Source organism: Rhizobium sp. KNZ2-6A, assembly GCF_056755475.1.
On sequence record NZ_JBNDIC010000008.1, the window covers coordinates 101,577 to 117,668 of the forward strand.

Sequence of the window (16,092 nt, forward strand, 5' to 3'; positions counted from 1 at the left end):
TTCTGCCCTGCCGGGAACAGGGCATGTTTCATAACTGGGAGGAGACCATGAAACTAAGACGCAGACTGACACTTGTAGCCTTTACCGGTGCGCTTGCTCTGGGAACGGCAATGCCGGCCTTCGCGGCTGACCTGATCGCCATCATCACGCCGGCCTTCGACAATCCATTCTTCAAGGCAGAGGCCGTCGGCGCCGAAGCTAAGGCGAAGGAGCTAGGTTACGAGACGCTCGTCATGACGCATGACGACGATGCGAACAAGCAGTCGGAAGTCATCGACACGGCCATCGGACGTGGCGCCAAAGCCATCATCCTCGACAATGCCGGCGCGGATGCGACGGTCGCCGCCTTGAAGAAGGCCAAGGATGCCGGCATCCCCTCCTTCCTCATCGACCGCGAAATCAACGTCACCGGCATCGCCGTCGCCCAGATTGTTTCCAACAACTATCAGGGCGCACAGCTCGGCGCGCAGGAATTCGTCAAGCTGATGGGCGAGAAGGGCAATTATGCCGAACTCGTCGGCCGCGAAGCCGATACCAATGCCGGCATCCGCTCGCAGGGCTATCACGACGTCATCGACGATTATCCGGACCTGAAGCTCGTCGCCAAGCAGTCGGCGAACTGGAGCCAGACCGAGGCCTATGCCAAGATGGAAACCATCCTTCAGGCAAATCCCGACATCAAGGGCGTCATTTCGGGCAACGACACCATGGCGATGGGGGCGATTGCCGCCCTGCAGGCCGCCGGCCGCAAGGACGTGATCGTCGTCGGCTTCGACGGCTCCAACGACGTGCGCGACTCGATCAAGGCCGGCGGCATCAAGGCGACGGTCATGCAGCCGGCCTATGCTCAGGCCCAGAAGGCGGTCGAACAGGCCGACGCCTACATCAAGACCAAGACGGCGCCGAAGGATGAGAAGCAATTGATGGATTGCGTCCTCATCAATGCCGACAACGCCGGCAAGCTTGAGACCTTCGCGCTAAAAAACTGACAGCGGGCCAGATACGTTGGAGGGCGCAGGAAAACCGCGTTCTCCGGATGCTTTTTTTCTGCGAGATCGAGGTGCACTGCATGTTGAGGATCAGAGGCGCGCTCGTTGCCTTTGTGTTGGTCGCGGCATTGCCCGGCTGTAAGATTATCAAGACACCGACGCCCGAGGAGAAAGCGGCAGCGGCGGCGAAGGGCGCCTTCGATCCCGCGTCGAAGGTCGAGGCGATCTGGCAATCTCGGGTCCTGCCCGGCATCGAGAAACGCGCGGGGGACATCAAGATGGTATTGCAGGCTGTCACATCCAGCCCGGACGAGGCCGGCGCGAAATATGGAAATCCGCGAAAACAGGCTTCATCGCCCTGGACCTATGCCGTCAAGCTGAGCGGCAAGATCGTCGCAGCCGATACCGCCTCGCGCGCCGGAACCCTCGATGTCGATGTGGATGGCGACGGCAAGGCGGACGCGAAGGTGCAGATCGGCCCGGCGATCCGCGGTACGGCACTGCGCGACGCGCTGGATTTCCTGGATTTCAACGAATTCAGGAACCAGATCGAATGGGCTCAGTTCGGCAAGGCCTTCAATGAGAAGGCAAACTCGTCCTTTCTGGCGGCCCTGCCCCGGAACGGGCTGACCGGGAAGACAATCACGGTGACCGGCGCATTTCCGCTGCCCGCATCCGGCCAGCTTCCCCTGATCACTCCTTCGGCCCTGACATTGGGGCAATGACCATGAGCGAAACGCCAAGCAACGATATCATCCTGCGCCTGGAGGACGTTTCCAAGGTCTATTCCGGCATCGTCGCCGTCAAGCATGCCAATCTCGAGCTGCATTGCGGCGCGGTCAATGTGCTCGTCGGCGAAAACGGCGCCGGCAAATCTACCCTGATGAAGATCATAGCCGGTGTCGAACGGCCGAGCTCGGGCCGCATCCTGCTCGAGGGTGAGGAAGTCTCCTTCAGCAGCCCCGCCGACGCGCAGGCTCGCGGAATCGGCATGATCTTCCAGGAGCTCAATCTTTTCGCCAACATGACGGTGGCCGAGAACATCTTTGCCACGCGCGAAATCACCCGTGGCGTCTTCGGTATCGATCACAAGGCGCAGGTGGTAAAGGCCAACGAGTTTCTGGACCGGCTCGATGCCGGCATAGACGCCGAAACCATGGTGGAGGACTTGCCGATCGGGCAGCAGCAGCTTGTCGAGATCGCCAAAGCCATCTCGCTCGATGCCCGCATCCTGATCATGGACGAGCCGACATCGGCGCTGTCCGCGGCGGAAGTCGATATTCTGTTCAAGGTCATCGCAGAGCTGAAGGCTCAGGGCGTTGCGATCGTCTATATATCGCACCGGCTGGAAGAGCTGATGCGGATCGGTGACCACATCACCGTCCTGCGCGACGGGCAGATCACCGGCCATGCCATGGTTCGCGATATCGACACGAAATGGATCGTCCGCTCGATGATCGGATCCGACGCCAAGGATTTCGCCAGGGACGGAGGCCATGCGATCGGCAAGGAAGCCTTCCGCGCCGAGGAGATCAGCCTGCCGAGGCGCACGGGCGGCCTCGCCGTCGATCATGTCTCGCTGTCGGTGCGTGCCGGCGAAATCCTCGGCATCTATGGCCTGATGGGTGCCGGACGCAGCGAATTCTTCGAATGCGTGATGGGCCGGCATATGCATTCGACCGGACGCATCTATATCGATGGCGTCGAGGTTCGCGCACGCGACACGACCCGGCGCATCCGGCACGGCCTTGCATTGATCCCCGAGGACCGGCAGCGCGAAGGACTGGTGCAGGTCCTGTCCATCGCCAGCAATTTGACGCTTGCGAGCCTTGGGCGTTTCGCCCGGCTGCTTTTCCATATCGATCCGGGTGTTGAAAAGAACGCCATCCGCGACATGATTCGCGACCTTTCAATCAAGGCGCCCAATCCGGATTTCGAGGTCACCTCCATGTCCGGCGGTAATCAGCAGAAGGTCGTCATCGGCAAGGCTCTGATGACCGATCCGAAGGTGCTTTTGATGGACGAGCCGAGCCGCGGCATCGATGTCGGCGCCAAGGCCGACGTCTTCCGCACCATGCGCCGGCTCGCCGGCAAGGGCCTCGCAATCTTGTTTTCAACTTCGGACCTTGAAGAGGTCATGGCTCTTTCGGACCGCATCGCTGTGCTCAGCAACGGCAAGCTCGTGACCGTTCTCGACCGAAGCGAAGCGACGGAAGAGGCCATCATCGCAGCCTCCGCCAAGGGACATGGACATACAGGGAAACTCGCGTCATGACGGCAGATACGTCCTCCGGCCTTGCGGCCAATCGCTCGAACGGTTCCGTTCTCCTGACGCTGATGAAGCTCAGGACCTTCATTGCCCTCTTTGCCGTCATCATCTTCTTTGCGATCTTCGCACCGAACTTCACCTCGACCGCCAACATCATCCTGATGTCGAAGCATGTCGCGCTCAATGCCTTCCTGGCCATGGGCATGACCTTTGTCATCGTCACCGGCGGGATCGACCTTTCGGTCGGTTCGATCGTCGGCCTCTGCGGCATGGTGGCGGGCGCCCTCATCCTGAACGGCGTCGAACTGCGGATCGGATACACCGTCTATTTCAACATCTATGAGATCATTCTCATCACGCTGGCCGTCGGGCTGCTGATCGGGCTCATCAATGGCCTGCTCATCACCAAGCTCAACGTGGCGCCTTTCATCGCCACGCTCGGAACACTCTATATCGCCCGTGGCCTCGCGCTGCTGTCTTCGGACGGACAGACCTTCCCGAACCTGGTGGGTCGGCCGGAGTACGATACGACGGGCTTCGACGTCTTCGGCGCCGGCCGCCTGCTCGGCCTTCCCGTTTCCATCTGGATCCTGATCGTGCTGGCGCTCGTCGCCGCCTATGTCGCCCGCTCGACGCCGATCGGCCGGCACATTTTCGCCGTCGGCGGCAACGAGCGCGCCGCGCGCATGTCCGGCATCCGCGTCGATGTGGTCAAGATCTTCGTCTATATGTTCTCAGGGCTCTGCGCCGCCATTGTCGGCATCGTCATCTCGTCGGAGCTGATGGCGGCCCATCCGGCAACCGGCGAAAGCTTCGAGCTGAATGCGATCGCGGCAGCCGTGCTCGGCGGCACCTCCATGTCCGGCGGCCGCGGCACCATCGGCGGCACGATCATCGGCGCCTTCGTCATCGGCATTCTTTCGGATGGCCTCGTGATGATGGGCGTATCATCCTTCTGGCAGATGGTCATCAAGGGGCTGGTCATCATCATCGCTGTGGTCGTGGATCAGGCGCAGCGGCGCCTCCAGCAGCGCGTAACGCTCATGCAAATGGCAAAGGCAGGCTGAAATGGCAGAACTCAAGGGCGCTTTGATCGGTTGCGGCTTCTTCGCGATCAATCAGATGCATGCGTGGCGAGACGTCAAAGGCGCCAGCATCGTTGCGATCTGCGACCGCGACCCGGAGCGGCTGAGGATCGTCGGCGACCAGTTCGGCATCGAGCGCCGCTATGTGGATGCCGCCGCGATGTTTGCCGATGGCGGCTTCGATTTCGTCGACATCGCAACGACAGTCGCAAGTCATCGCACCCTGGTGGAGATGGCTGCCTCCCACAAGATCCCGGCCATTTGCCAGAAGCCGTTCGCAAAGACGCTGAGCGATGCCAAGGCAATGGTCGCAGTCTGTGCGCAGGCTGGCGTACCGCTGATGGTGCATGAAAACTTCCGCTGGCAGACACCCATTCAGGCCGTCAAGACTGCCCTGCAGTCGGGCGCGATCGGCGAGCCCTTCTGGGGTCGCCTCTCGTTCCGCTCCGGCTACGACGTTTTCTCGGGCCAGCCCTATCTGGCCGAGGGCGAACGGTTCATCATCGAAGATCTCGGCATTCATACGCTCGACATTGCCCGCTTCATCCTCGGCGACGTGGCCTCGCTGACGGCTCGCACCAAACGGGTCAATCCGAAGATCAAGGGCGAGGATGTCGCAACTATCCTGCTCGACCACGAGAATGGCGCGACATCGATCGTCGATGTCAGCTATGCCTCCAAGCTTGCAGCCGAGCCCTTCCCGGAGACGCTGATCGAGCTCGACGGCACCAAGGGCACCATTCGCCTCTCGCAGGGCTATCGCCTCGAGGTCAACGCCCCTAATGGCGTGAGCGTTTCGGATGCATCGCCGCAGCTTCTGTCCTGGGCTTCGCGTCCCTGGCACAATATTCAGGAAAGCGTTCTCGCGATCCAGCAGCATTGGACCGACCGTCTTGCCGATGGCGGCGAGACCTCCACGTCAGGCGCTGACAATCTCAAAACTTTCGCGCTTGTCGAGGCCGCCTATCAGAGTGCTGCCAGCGGGCGCCCTATCGATATCGGGGCGATGCTGCGATGACGGTCGAGGTCGATCCGTTCCAGCTCTACGGCACGCGCGAGAGCGAAACGCCGCCGGTGCGGCTGACATCGGGCAGGCTCGACGTCGACTTCAAGGACGGCAATCTCCGGGCCATCCGCTATGACGGCGCCGAAGTCTTGCGAGCGGTTTCCTATCTGGTTCGCGATCGTGATTGGGGGACCTATACCCCTGATATCGACGATCTGCGGGTCGATCAGCGCCAGGATGGGTTTTCCGTCAGCTATGTTGCGCGCTGTACAGGCCCTGAGAATACCGAACTTGCAATCGACGTCCGGATAACGGCTGAGGCCAATGAAGCCCTGACCTTCGAAGCGACAGCGCTCTCGACGACCGGCTTTGAGACCAACCGCTGCGGCTTTTGCATCCTGCATCCGATCGTCGGCGTTGCCGGTATGCCCGTATCGGTCGAGCATGTCGATGGCAGCCGAAAGAGCACGCATTTCCCCGACCTCATCGAACCCTGGCAGCCCTTCAAGGATATGCGGGCGATTACGCATAGCGTGACGTCGAACGTGACGGCCGAGTGCCGCATGGAAGGCGACACCTTCGAGATGGAAGATCAGCGCAACTGGTCAGATGCCTCCTACAAGACCTATGTGCGCCCGCTCGCCCTGCCCTGGCCTTATCGCATTCCGGCCGGCGAGCCGATGCGGCAGCGCATCGTTCTGACCATAGGGGACATGCGGCGTTCGCCACCCTCTTTTTCCCATGCTTCGGATGCAGCGATCACCCTAAGCCCGGGGACAAAATCCGGCACCATGCCGTCCATCGGCCTCGTCGTTACCCCCGGGGAAGCGGATGCGACGCTGGCTGCGCGCGACCGGCTGGCTGAGATTGGGCCGCAGGAGCTGCTGTTCCACGTCGATCCGAATGCCGGCCACGGCGCTGACGCCTTCAAACGCTTCGCCGCTGTCGCCGCGCTTCATGCCGGCAAATCGACGCTGGAAATCGCATTGCCCTGCCGCCAGGCGCCGCTTATTGAAGCGCAGCAAATAGCAGACTGGATGTGGGCGGTCGGTTTCAGGCCGGATGCAATCATCATCTCCCCTTCCGTCGACCGGCAATCGACGCCGCCGGGCAGCGAATGGCCCGAGTGCCCGCCGCTCGATGAGGTCTATGCCGCCGGGAGTGCCGTCTTCCCCGATGTGCACCTTGGCGGCGGCATGCTGAGCTATTTCACCGAACTCAATCGCAAACGGGTTCCCGCCGATACCCTCGATTTCATCAGTCATTGCACCAATCCCATCGTGCACGCGGCCGACGACCTCAGCGTCATGCAGACGCTGGAAGCACTGCCGTTCATCACACGCTCGGTGCGCGCCATCTACGGCGACAAGCCTTACCGCATCGGCCCTTCCACCATACCGATGCGGCAGAACCCCTATGGCAGCCGGACGATGGATAATCCCCGTGGCAGCCGCATCGCCATGGCCAATACCGATCCCCGCCACAATGCTCGTTTCGGCGCGGCCTTTGCGTTTGGCTATGCCGCTTGCGTCCTCGATGCCGGATTGGAATGCCTAACGCTTTCGGCACTGACAGGGTCGTTCGGGCTGCTTGCCGGAGAGAACGAGCCGTCGGCCGCAGGAACCACGCGGCCGCTCTTCAATGTGGTCTCGGCCCTGTCTCGCCTCGCCGGCCAGCAATGGCGCGAGTGCCTTTCGTCCGATCCGGCAGCGGTCCTTGCCTTCATCACGGCGAAGGCCGACGGATCGCGGCAGCTCCATTTGGTCAACATCACACCGACTTTACAACAGATCGAGCTGGGGAAATTCCGCCTGGCGGAGCAGACCGGAAATAACAGGCTCACGCTTGATGCCTATAGCGCTGTTTCGGCGGTGTTGATGGATTGACCTTCAATCGCAGACGCGCATGTTAGTCCCAACAATCGCAATGATTTGGGAGGACTGCGTGAAGACGAAGAAGCTGATCAACGAAGGCGCGGCCGCCGTGGATGAGATGCTGGCCGGGATATTGGCTGCCCATCCGCGTCATCTCCACGCCGTTGAAGGATCGCCGCGCTCGATCGTGGCAAACCATGGGCCGCGAACCGGCAAGGTCGGCCTGGTCATCGGCGGCGGATCCGGACACGAGCCGACATTTCTCGGCTTCGTCGGCAAGGGGCTGGCTGATGCCGCCGCCATCGGCAATGTCTTTGCCTCACCGCCGCCCGATCCGATCATCGAATGCGCCAAGGCGGTCGATGGCGGCGCCGGTGTGCTCTTCATGTACGGCAACTATGCCGGCGACGTCATGAATTTCGACATGGCGGCGGAGATGCTTGCCATGGACGATATCGAGGTGCGTACCGTGCTGACGACGGACGACATCGCCTCCGCACCGGTCGATCAGAAGGAGCGCCGTCGCGGCGTTGCCGGCAACGTCTTCATCTTCAAGGCCGCAGGGGCCGCCTGCGATCTGATGTATGGGTTTGACGATGTCGAACGGGTGGCACGCTGGGCGAATGAACGCACCTATACGATGGGCGTCGCGCTATCGCCTTGCTCCCTGCCGCAGACGCGCAAACCGAATTTCGAGATCGGCGCCGACGAGATGGAGATCGGTATGGGCATCCATGGCGAGCCGGGCGTCGCCCGTGGGCCGATGCGATCTGCGGATGAGGTGACGAGCGAGCTCGTCGGCAAGATCCTCGACGAGATGAAGCCTGCTCGTGGTGATCGGGTCGCCGTGCTCGTCAATTCGCTGGGCTCGACGCCGCTTATGGAGCTCTACATCATGATGCGCAAGCTCAAGATGATGCTCGACGATGCCGGCCTCGTTATTCATGTGTCGCTGGTCGGCAACTACTGCACGTCGCTGGAAATGGCCGGCGCCTCGATCACGCTCATGCATCTGGACGACGAACTGCAGCGGCTGATCGACCATCCCTGCGATTGCGCCATGTTCCGCTCCGGCGAGGCCCTGTCATGACGACGGTGACAACGGAAGATCTGAAGGCGCTTTTCGTTCGGATCGCCGAGGCAATGGCACGCGAAAAAGATCGCCTCTGCGAACTGGACGGCGTCATCGGCGATGCCGATCATGGTATCGCCATGGAGCTCGGCTTTGCCGCCGCCGCGAAGGCGGTTTCGGAGCTGGATTCGACGGCGGCCGATCCGACGCTGGTCTTCAATACGGCGGCAAAATCCTTCCTCAATGCCGTCGGCGCCTCCTCCGGGCCGCTCTATGCGACGGCGCTTATGCGTGCGGGTGCGGTCGCCAAGGGGAAGGCCACGCTGAACGACGACGACATGGTCGAGATATTTTCGGCCTTTGCCAAAGGCATCCAGGATCGCGGCAAGGCAGAGGTCGGCGAAAAGACGATGGTCGATGCCTGGGTGCCGGCCGCAGCAGCCTGCCGCGCCGTGCGAGATCAAGGCTTGCCGCTTGCCGCATGTCTGGCCGCCGGCCTTAAGGCTGGCGAAGCGGGAGCGGAAGCAACGAAGGATATGATTGCCGGAAAAGGCAGGTCATCGCGGCTTGGCGAGCGGACCTTGGGGCATATCGATCCGGGCGCTGCCTCGGCGGTAGTAATCATATCCTGCTTCAAAGCCCACTTCATGTTAGAATGATGATGACCTCATCATACCAGTTGACATGTTGATAACGATTTGTCAAAACCGCCCTCAGCTTGTTCAGAGGAGGACGGGAGATGGCTATCAATTTCAAATATGCGCGTTGGTTCGGTGCTGCGGCGATTGCAACTGCGGCCCTTTGGGCGACCAATGCCGCCGCGGAAGATCTGACACTGTGGACGCTGAACTTCGACAATGGCGCGGCAAACGGCGCGCTGAAGAAGGTGGCGAAAGACTTCGAGACCGCCAATCCCGGCACGCATATCGAAATCGTCCAGCGCGGTGTCGATGAACACAAGACCGCCCTTCGCGTCGCAGCAGGCTCCAGCAAAGGCCCGGATATCTATTTCAGCTGGGCCGGGCTTGGTCTCGGCGGCGAATATGTGAAGGCCGGCATCACGCAGGAGCCGAAGACCTATGAGGAGCTGCTGGCCGCAGCCGACAAGCTCAAGGCCGCAAAGATTCCGGCCTTCACCTTCGGCGGCTCCGTCAACTGGCACGTCATGCGCCTGATGGACGTGCTGCTCGAAACCAAGTGCGGCGCCGACAAGCATGACGCGCTGATGGCCATGAAGACCGACTGGACCAAGGAGCCCTGCGCGACCGATGCCTTCACCGAATTTGCCAAGTGGACGAAGGATTACACGCTGAAGCCCTTCATGGGCATCAGCAACCAGCAATCCTATACGCTGTTCGTCGCCGGCCGCGCCGCGATGATGCTCGAAGGCGACTGGCTGGTCAGCCAATTGAGCGGCAGCAAGGTCAACCTCGACGACTATGGCATCGTGCCGTTCCCGACGAACACCAACCGCCTCTACGGCTTTGCCGAATACAACTACGTCAGCACCAAGAGCAAGAATCCGGATCTCGCCGCGAAATTCCTCGACTATTTCCTGTCGACGAAGGTGCAGCAGGATCTGGTCGGCCAGATCAGCTCGATCTCGGTCAACAAAAATGTCCAGTATACCGACCAGAAGCCGCTGGAAGCGAAGTGGCTTGAGATCTTCAAGACCTTCAGCAAGGTCTACATGAATGGCGATCAGGCCTTCCCGCTTGACGTCACCACCGAATACTTCCGGGTGATCAATGACGTGGCTGCCGGCAATATCCAGCCGGCCGACGCCGCCAAGCAGCTGCAGACCTTCATCTCCGGCCGCACCTGATCCCTTGAGGGAGGCCGCCGCTCCGATTGCCGATCGCGGCCGACGGCTTCCCTCACCTTATGCCCACGCGTCAGCTGCCGCCGGGAGCAATCAGAATGTCATTCCGCAATCGAACCCATGATCCCCACGTCCAGGCAGCGATCTTGCTTGCGCCGGCCATGCTGATCTACGCGATTTTCGCGCTTTACCCGATGCTGAACGTGGTGGTGCTGAGCTTTCAGAAATGGAATGGCCTCGATCCGCAGCGCCCTTTTGTCGGCCTGGCAAACTATCAATATATCTTCACGCAGGATCCCGTCTTCTGGGTTGCTTTCCGCAACACAGTGATCTGGACGATCATGTGCGTGATCTTTCCGCCCATGGTCGGGCTGCTGCTGGCGCTGAGCCTCAATCAGAAGCTCTTTGCCCGCAATACTTTCCGCGCCATCTTCTATCTGCCTGTCATCATCGCCCCGATCGCGGTCGCGACGATGTGGAAGTGGATGTACGACCCCTTTTTCGGTTTGTTCACCGAAATCCTGACCTCCATGGGCCTGCAGGACTGGATTCAGGATTGGCTCGGTGACAAGGACGTCGCGCTCTATTCGGTCTTCGTCGCCTATCTCTGGCAGTCCGTCGGCTTCTCCATGGTGCTGTTTCTCGCGGGCCTGCAGAATGTCTCGCAGACGCTGGTGGAGGCCGCCCGCATCGACGGCGCCGGGCGCTGGAACATCTTCCGCTACGTAACCCTGCCGGCGCTGCGCACGACGCTGACCATCGTGCTGGTGCTCTCCGTCATCTCGTCGCTGAAGGCCTTCGACATCGTCTACGGCCTGACGGGCGGCGGGCCGGCGCAATCCACGCAGATGCTGGCGCTCTGGGCCTTCACACAGGCCATGCAGATCTTCGATTTCGGCCGCGGCGCTGCGATCTCCGTCATTCTGCTGCTCATCACCATCGTCGTCGTCATTCCCTACCTGCGCTGGACGCAGAAGCATGAGGAGGCCGAACAATGACGGCGGCATCGGCCACATCCATGTCGGACGACTTCGAGACGATCGCCCCGGCAAAGCACAAGCGCGATCCAGTTCTGATCGGCTTGTGGGTCGCTCTGTTCCTGGTCGCGGCGATCTGGCTTGCACCTTTCATCTTCATCGTCTTCACCTCCTTGAAGACGCAGGCCGATGTGACGTCGACCGGCGCCTTCATGCCGCCGCTCGATCCGGCCTTCGAGAATTATTCGAGCGCCTGGGGCCGCGGCAATTTCGCCAATGCCTTCCTGAACAGCACCATCATCACCGTCGTCAAGGTGCCGCTCGGGCTCATCCTTTCGGCGATGGCGGCCTATGCACTCGCCAAGATCCGGCTGCGGTTCAGCAAGTTGCTGCTGCTCCTCGTCGTTTTCGGCACGATGATCCCGTTTCAGGTGATGCTGGCGCCGCTCTTCACGCTGGTCAATTCGCTCGGACTGATCGACACCTATCCCGGCGTGATCCTTCCCTATATCGCTTTCGGCGTGCCCTATCAGGTCTTCATTCTGCACGGCTTCTTCAAAGGCATTCCGAAAGAGCTGTCGGAAGCAGCCCTGATCGACGGTGCGAGCCACTTCACCATCTTCCGGCGGATATTCCTGCCGGTCTGCCTACCGGTGCTCGCGGCCCTGCTGATCCTGGATTTCGTCTCGACGTGGAACGAGTTCGCGATGGCGCTCGTGCTGCTGCAGGACCAGCATATGTGGACGCTGCCGCTTGGGCTCATGTCGTTCCAGGGCCAGTTTTCCAATGATTACGGGCAGTTGAATGCCGCGATCGTCATGACCGTGCTGCCGGCTACCATCGTTTATCTGATCTTCCAGCGCTACTTCGTCTCCGGGCTTACCTCCGGCGCGGTCAAGGGCTGAGCGGTCGAATCATCCATACGCCATTCGAGGAGAACATCATGTCCAACGCGTCCGTCGAAAAATGGGGGGTCTTCGAAGCGGCCTTCAACGGTCCTTCGAGCGGCAATCCCTATCTCGATGTGGCATTCGATGCCGTTTTCAGCCAGAACAGCCGCGAGATCAGCGTGCCCGGCTTTTACGATGGCGACGGCGTCTATCGCGTTCGCTTCATGCCCGACAACGAAGGCGATTGGTCGTTCCGCACGCGCTCGAAGACATCAGAGCTGGATGGCCAGACCGGTTCGTTCGTCACGACCAAGCCGTCCGAGGGCAACCATGGCCCCGTGCATGTCCGCAACAAGTTCCACTTCGCCTATGCCGACGGCAAGCCGTTCCTCTCCTTCGGCACGACCTGCTATGCCTGGACGCACCAGCCGCTGGAGATGCAGGCCCAGACGCTTGAAACACTGAAGAAGTCGCGCTTCAACAAGATCCGCATGGGAGTCTTCCCCAAGGACTATCCTTATAACGTCAACGAGCCTCTCTACGCCTGCTTCGAAAAAGGCGCTGACGGCAAGGAGGATTTCGATCGGCCGAACCCCGTTCTCTTCCGCCATTTCGAGAGCCAAGTCGCGGCCCTTTGCGATCTCGGCATCGAAGCCGATATCATCATGTTCCATCCCTATGATCGCTGGGGTTATGCCAACATGTCGGCCGAACAGGATTTCCGCTATGTCGCCTATCTCGCGGCACGCCTGGCCGCCTATCGCAACGTCTGGTGGGCTCTTGCCAACGAGTATGACTTCCTTCTCGACACCAAGCCGCTGCAGCAGTGGGACCGCTATTTCCACATTCTCGAGGAGAACGACCCCTACGGCCATCTGAAGTCCATCCATAACGGCGACCCGACGATGAACTTCGATCATCGCAAGCCGTGGGTCACCCATACCTGCATCCAGAACTGGGATGTGAAGCGCACACAGGAATGGCGCGAGGCCTATGGCAAGCCTGTTGTCAACGACGAGCCGGAATATGAAGGCAACATCATCCAGTCCTGGGGCAATCTGACTGCTGAGGAGCTGGTGCATCGTTTCTGGATCACGGTGACGCGCGGCGGCTATGCCGGCCACGGCGAAACCTATTCGCACCCTGAAGACCTGATCTGGTGGGCCAAGGGCGGCGAATTGCGCGGCGAGGCCTGGAAGCGCATCGGCTTCTTGCGTGACCTTCTGGAGCAAGATGTCGTCAACGGCCTAGAGCCGATGTCCTCCTACGGCGAGTGGCCCTGGACCCGCGTTTCCGGCGCACGCGACGGTGATGTCAGCTACATCTATCTCGGCGAGCATCAGCCCGTCATCTGGTCCACCGGCCTGCCGAAGGACGGCACGGATTATGACGTCGACATCATTGACACCTGGGAGATGACGATCACGCCGGCGAAAAAGGTGGAAGCGCCGATCCCGCATCCAACGCGCCACGGCGCGATCGTGCGTGGCGGCAAGGCGGATGCCGCCTTCGGCGTGGAGTTGCCGGGCAAGCCATACCAGGCGCTCCGTATCCGCAAGAAGCACTGATCGATCCTCAGGGGAAGAATGTCATGTCCGGCTTGACCATCAAGAATGTCAGGAAGTCCTACGGCGCAGTAAACATCATCCATGGCGTCGATGTCGAAATCTCGGACGGCGAATTCGTTATTCTCGTCGGTCCGTCGGGCTGCGGCAAGTCAACGCTGCTGCGTATGATCGCTGGGCTGGAAGATATTACCGGCGGCGAGATCTCGATCGGCGGCCGGGTCGTCAACGATTTGCCGCCGAAAGATCGCGATATCGCCATGGTGTTCCAGAATTACGCGCTCTATCCGCAGATGACGGTGGCGCAAAACATGGGCTTTGCGCTGCAGCTTGCCGGCGCGAAGCGTGCCGAGATCGTTCAGAAAGTCGGCGACGCTGCCAAGATCCTAGGGCTGCAGCCGCTGCTGGAGCGCAAGCCCGCCCAGCTTTCCGGCGGCCAGCGACAGCGCGTCGCCATGGGCCGCGCCATCGTGCGCGATCCAAAAGTCTTCCTGTTCGATGAACCGCTCTCCAACCTCGACGCTAAGCTGCGCGTGAAGATGCGCGCGGAAATCAAGGCTTTGCATCAACGCTTAAAGACGACGATCGTCTACGTGACGCACGATCAGATCGAAGCCATGACCATGGCCGACAAGATCGTCGTTCTGCAGGGCGGAAAGGTCGAGCAGATCGGCTCGCCGCTGGAACTTTACGACAGGCCGAAAAATGTCTTCGTCGCCGGCTTCCTTGGCTCGCCGGCCATGAATTTCCTCGAAGGCAAGATCACCGGCGGCGCCTCCCCGGTGCTGGTGCTGGCGACCGGCACACGTATCGAACTCTCCAGTGTTCCGGCTCAGTCGGAGGGCCGAGAGGTCGTTCTGGGCATCCGGCCGGAAGATATTTCCTTTGCGGCGGAAAACGGCGTGACGGCAACCGTGACGGTCGTGGAACCGACGGGCTCGGAAACACACGTCGCGCTCGATCTCGAAGGCAAGGAGTTGACCTGGGTCATGCGGGAGCGTGCCGAACTGGCCCCCGGCCAGAAGGTGCAGATCTCCCTGAAGACCTCGAACCTTCACTTCTTCGACAAGGCCGGCCAGCAACGACTGTAAAGAGTGGCCGAGGTGCCGGCCGGCACGAATCAGCTGGCGATGCGCCTTTGAGCGCCGTTCATGACCAGGAAAACCCTTTTGACGAAGGCATCGCCATCAAACTGCCGGGCGGCACCCTCGGTCGTATGCTCGGGGCGATCGAATATGAAGGCTTCGATATTGACGACGGGCAGGTTGAGGCGACTGCGCACCTGGCCGATCATCGCCGTATGCGTGACCACAAGCTGGCACCCGTTCGGTTCGAACCACTCCTGAAGCCCGGTCGTCGGGATAGTCAGCACCGTCAGCCCTTGTTGCGACAGAACCGTACCGATGCGGGACGCGACCTGCTGATTGTCGAGACAGATCAGCACATCGGTTTGTGAAGGGGACGGCGCCTGGTTAGCCAGCATCAAGAGACCTCTCGTTCAAACACGAGCGGAATATAATGATTCGCGGCGTAACGGGGTGTTATTAGTTGTTACATTTTGTTTCAGGAGTATGAACCGCTAGACCGGCGCACGAGCGCGGCGACCATGCCGGAGATCGATGGCCGTGTGCCAGACGATCGTCGCGAAGATGATCGCCCCGCCAATGAAGGTAGCGACCGGCGGCATCTCGGAAAAGAGCAGCCAGACCCAGAATGGCGTCAAGACGATCTCCATCGAGCTGATGAGCGCGGCGTCGGCCGCAGGCATCTTTCTCGAACCGAAAAGGAAAAGGACGAAGGCAAGCGCGAAATTCGTCGCGCCGAAAGCGGCGAGCAGAAGCCAATTTTGTACATCCACCGCGCCTGTCGAGGCAAAGGGCACGAAGACGACGAAGGTCAGGAGCCCGCTGACGACACTCGACGGCAGGATCGGAATGCTGGGGTCCATGCGCGGGATGACGATGATCAGCGCGAAGGTGACCGTCATGCCGAGTGCCAGCAGGTCACCGATACCCGTGCCGCCGCCGATCGACGACGCGACGATGACGGCGACACCCATGAGGCAGATGCCGCCGGCGATCAAAGTGCGCTTTGCGACGCGCTCCTTCAGCATGATCCAGCTGAGAAACGCGGCGATGAACGGTGCCGTCGCATAGATCATCGTTACATTCGCGACCGTGGTCATATAGAGCGCACCGATGAAGCAGGCTTGGCTGATCGTCTGGCAGACCAGCATCGCCAGCCCGGCGGGATGAAAGATCGATGCCCATTGCCGTCTTGAAAACCCACCTTCGAGGAAAAAGCTGGGTATCAGCAGGAACAGGCCGCCGAACAGCGATCGCCAGGCAATCGCCGTCCAGATGTCCGTGGTCAGAAGGCGCGCGTAGATGCCGCTGCAGCTCCACGCAAGCATTGCCGTAGCCACAAGTATGACGCCCCTCTCATAATCGCTGGCAAAAGCGGAGCGGGTCGGAAACTGGAATGTCATGTATGGACTCAAAGAATGAGCAGAAGGAACGCTCCCTGTGTGCGCCGATATTTGA

15 protein-coding genes are annotated in these 16,092 nt (G+C 60.7%); 13 read left to right on the top strand and 2 right to left on the bottom strand.

All coding sequences use genetic code 11. From position 1 onward, the window contains the following. The first annotated feature begins 47 nt into the window (after positions 1 to 47). From ACPYOP_RS08220 to ACPYOP_RS08280, 13 genes are all read left to right on the top strand, one after another. Positions 48 to 989, top strand: coding sequence for a substrate-binding domain-containing protein (locus tag ACPYOP_RS08220; RefSeq protein WP_481409890.1), 942 nt, complete (start codon positions 48 to 50; stop codon positions 987 to 989). Positions 990 to 1,069: 80 nt separating this feature from the next. Beyond that, positions 1,070 to 1,714, top strand: a complete 645-nt coding sequence (locus ACPYOP_RS08225) for a DUF2291 family protein (RefSeq protein WP_481409891.1) — start codon at positions 1,070 to 1,072, stop codon at positions 1,712 to 1,714. Continuing rightward, positions 1,711 to 3,264 (top strand): sugar ABC transporter ATP-binding protein, encoded by a 1,554-nt coding sequence (locus tag ACPYOP_RS08230; protein ID WP_481409892.1) that lies wholly within the window; start codon positions 1,711 to 1,713, stop codon positions 3,262 to 3,264. Before ACPYOP_RS08225 ends, ACPYOP_RS08230 begins: the two co-directional genes overlap by 4 nt. Then, positions 3,261 to 4,325 (top strand): ABC transporter permease, encoded by a 1,065-nt coding sequence (locus tag ACPYOP_RS08235; protein ID WP_481409893.1) that lies wholly within the window; start codon positions 3,261 to 3,263, stop codon positions 4,323 to 4,325. Before ACPYOP_RS08230 ends, ACPYOP_RS08235 begins: the two co-directional genes overlap by 4 nt. Position 4,326: 1 nt before the next feature. Beyond that, on the top strand, positions 4,327 to 5,361 hold the full coding sequence (locus ACPYOP_RS08240; protein ID WP_481409894.1) for a Gfo/Idh/MocA family protein: 1,035 nt from the start codon (positions 4,327 to 4,329) through the stop codon (positions 5,359 to 5,361). Next, positions 5,358 to 7,235, top strand: coding sequence for a D-apionate lactonase (gene apnL / locus ACPYOP_RS08245; protein ID WP_481409895.1), 1,878 nt, complete (start codon positions 5,358 to 5,360; stop codon positions 7,233 to 7,235). Before ACPYOP_RS08240 ends, apnL begins: the two co-directional genes overlap by 4 nt. A gap of 58 nt (positions 7,236 to 7,293) precedes the next feature. Further along, a complete protein-coding gene (locus ACPYOP_RS08250; RefSeq protein ID WP_481409896.1) occupies positions 7,294 to 8,313 on the top strand; it encodes a dihydroxyacetone kinase subunit DhaK in 1,020 nt (339 codons plus the stop codon). Then, positions 8,310 to 8,954, top strand: a complete 645-nt coding sequence (gene dhaL / locus ACPYOP_RS08255; RefSeq protein WP_481409897.1) for a dihydroxyacetone kinase subunit DhaL — start codon at positions 8,310 to 8,312, stop codon at positions 8,952 to 8,954. Before ACPYOP_RS08250 ends, dhaL begins: the two co-directional genes overlap by 4 nt. Positions 8,955 to 9,034: 80 nt before the next feature. Beyond that, positions 9,035 to 10,120, top strand: coding sequence for an extracellular solute-binding protein (locus ACPYOP_RS08260; protein ID WP_481409898.1), 1,086 nt, complete (start codon positions 9,035 to 9,037; stop codon positions 10,118 to 10,120). Between the two features lie 95 nt (positions 10,121 to 10,215). Continuing rightward, positions 10,216 to 11,115, top strand: coding sequence for a carbohydrate ABC transporter permease (locus ACPYOP_RS08265; protein WP_481409899.1), 900 nt, complete (start codon positions 10,216 to 10,218; stop codon positions 11,113 to 11,115). Beyond that, positions 11,112 to 11,999 (top strand): carbohydrate ABC transporter permease, encoded by an 888-nt coding sequence (locus ACPYOP_RS08270; RefSeq protein WP_481409900.1) that lies wholly within the window; start codon positions 11,112 to 11,114, stop codon positions 11,997 to 11,999. Before ACPYOP_RS08265 ends, ACPYOP_RS08270 begins: the two co-directional genes overlap by 4 nt. 38 nt (positions 12,000 to 12,037) lie before the next feature. After that, positions 12,038 to 13,552, top strand: coding sequence for a DUF5060 domain-containing protein (locus ACPYOP_RS08275; RefSeq protein ID WP_481409901.1), 1,515 nt, complete (start codon positions 12,038 to 12,040; stop codon positions 13,550 to 13,552). A gap of 23 nt (positions 13,553 to 13,575) precedes the next feature. After that, on the top strand, positions 13,576 to 14,640 hold the full coding sequence (locus tag ACPYOP_RS08280) for an ABC transporter ATP-binding protein (RefSeq protein ID WP_481409902.1): 1,065 nt from the start codon (positions 13,576 to 13,578) through the stop codon (positions 14,638 to 14,640). Between the two features lie 29 nt (positions 14,641 to 14,669). Here the strand turns inward: ACPYOP_RS08280 and ACPYOP_RS08285 are convergent, their stop codons facing one another. Together ACPYOP_RS08285 and ACPYOP_RS08290 are read right to left on the bottom strand one after the other, a co-directional pair. Beyond that, the gene (locus ACPYOP_RS08285; RefSeq protein ID WP_481409903.1) at positions 14,670 to 15,032 is read right to left on the bottom strand and encodes a hypothetical protein; all 363 of its coding nucleotides are present in this window, start codon (positions 15,030 to 15,032) and stop codon (positions 14,670 to 14,672) included. A 96-nt stretch (positions 15,033 to 15,128) separates the two neighbouring features. Beyond that, complete coding sequence (locus ACPYOP_RS08290; RefSeq protein WP_481409904.1) at positions 15,129 to 16,037, bottom strand: DMT family transporter; 909 nt, start codon at positions 16,035 to 16,037, stop codon at positions 15,129 to 15,131. Positions 16,038 to 16,092 lie beyond the last annotated feature (55 nt).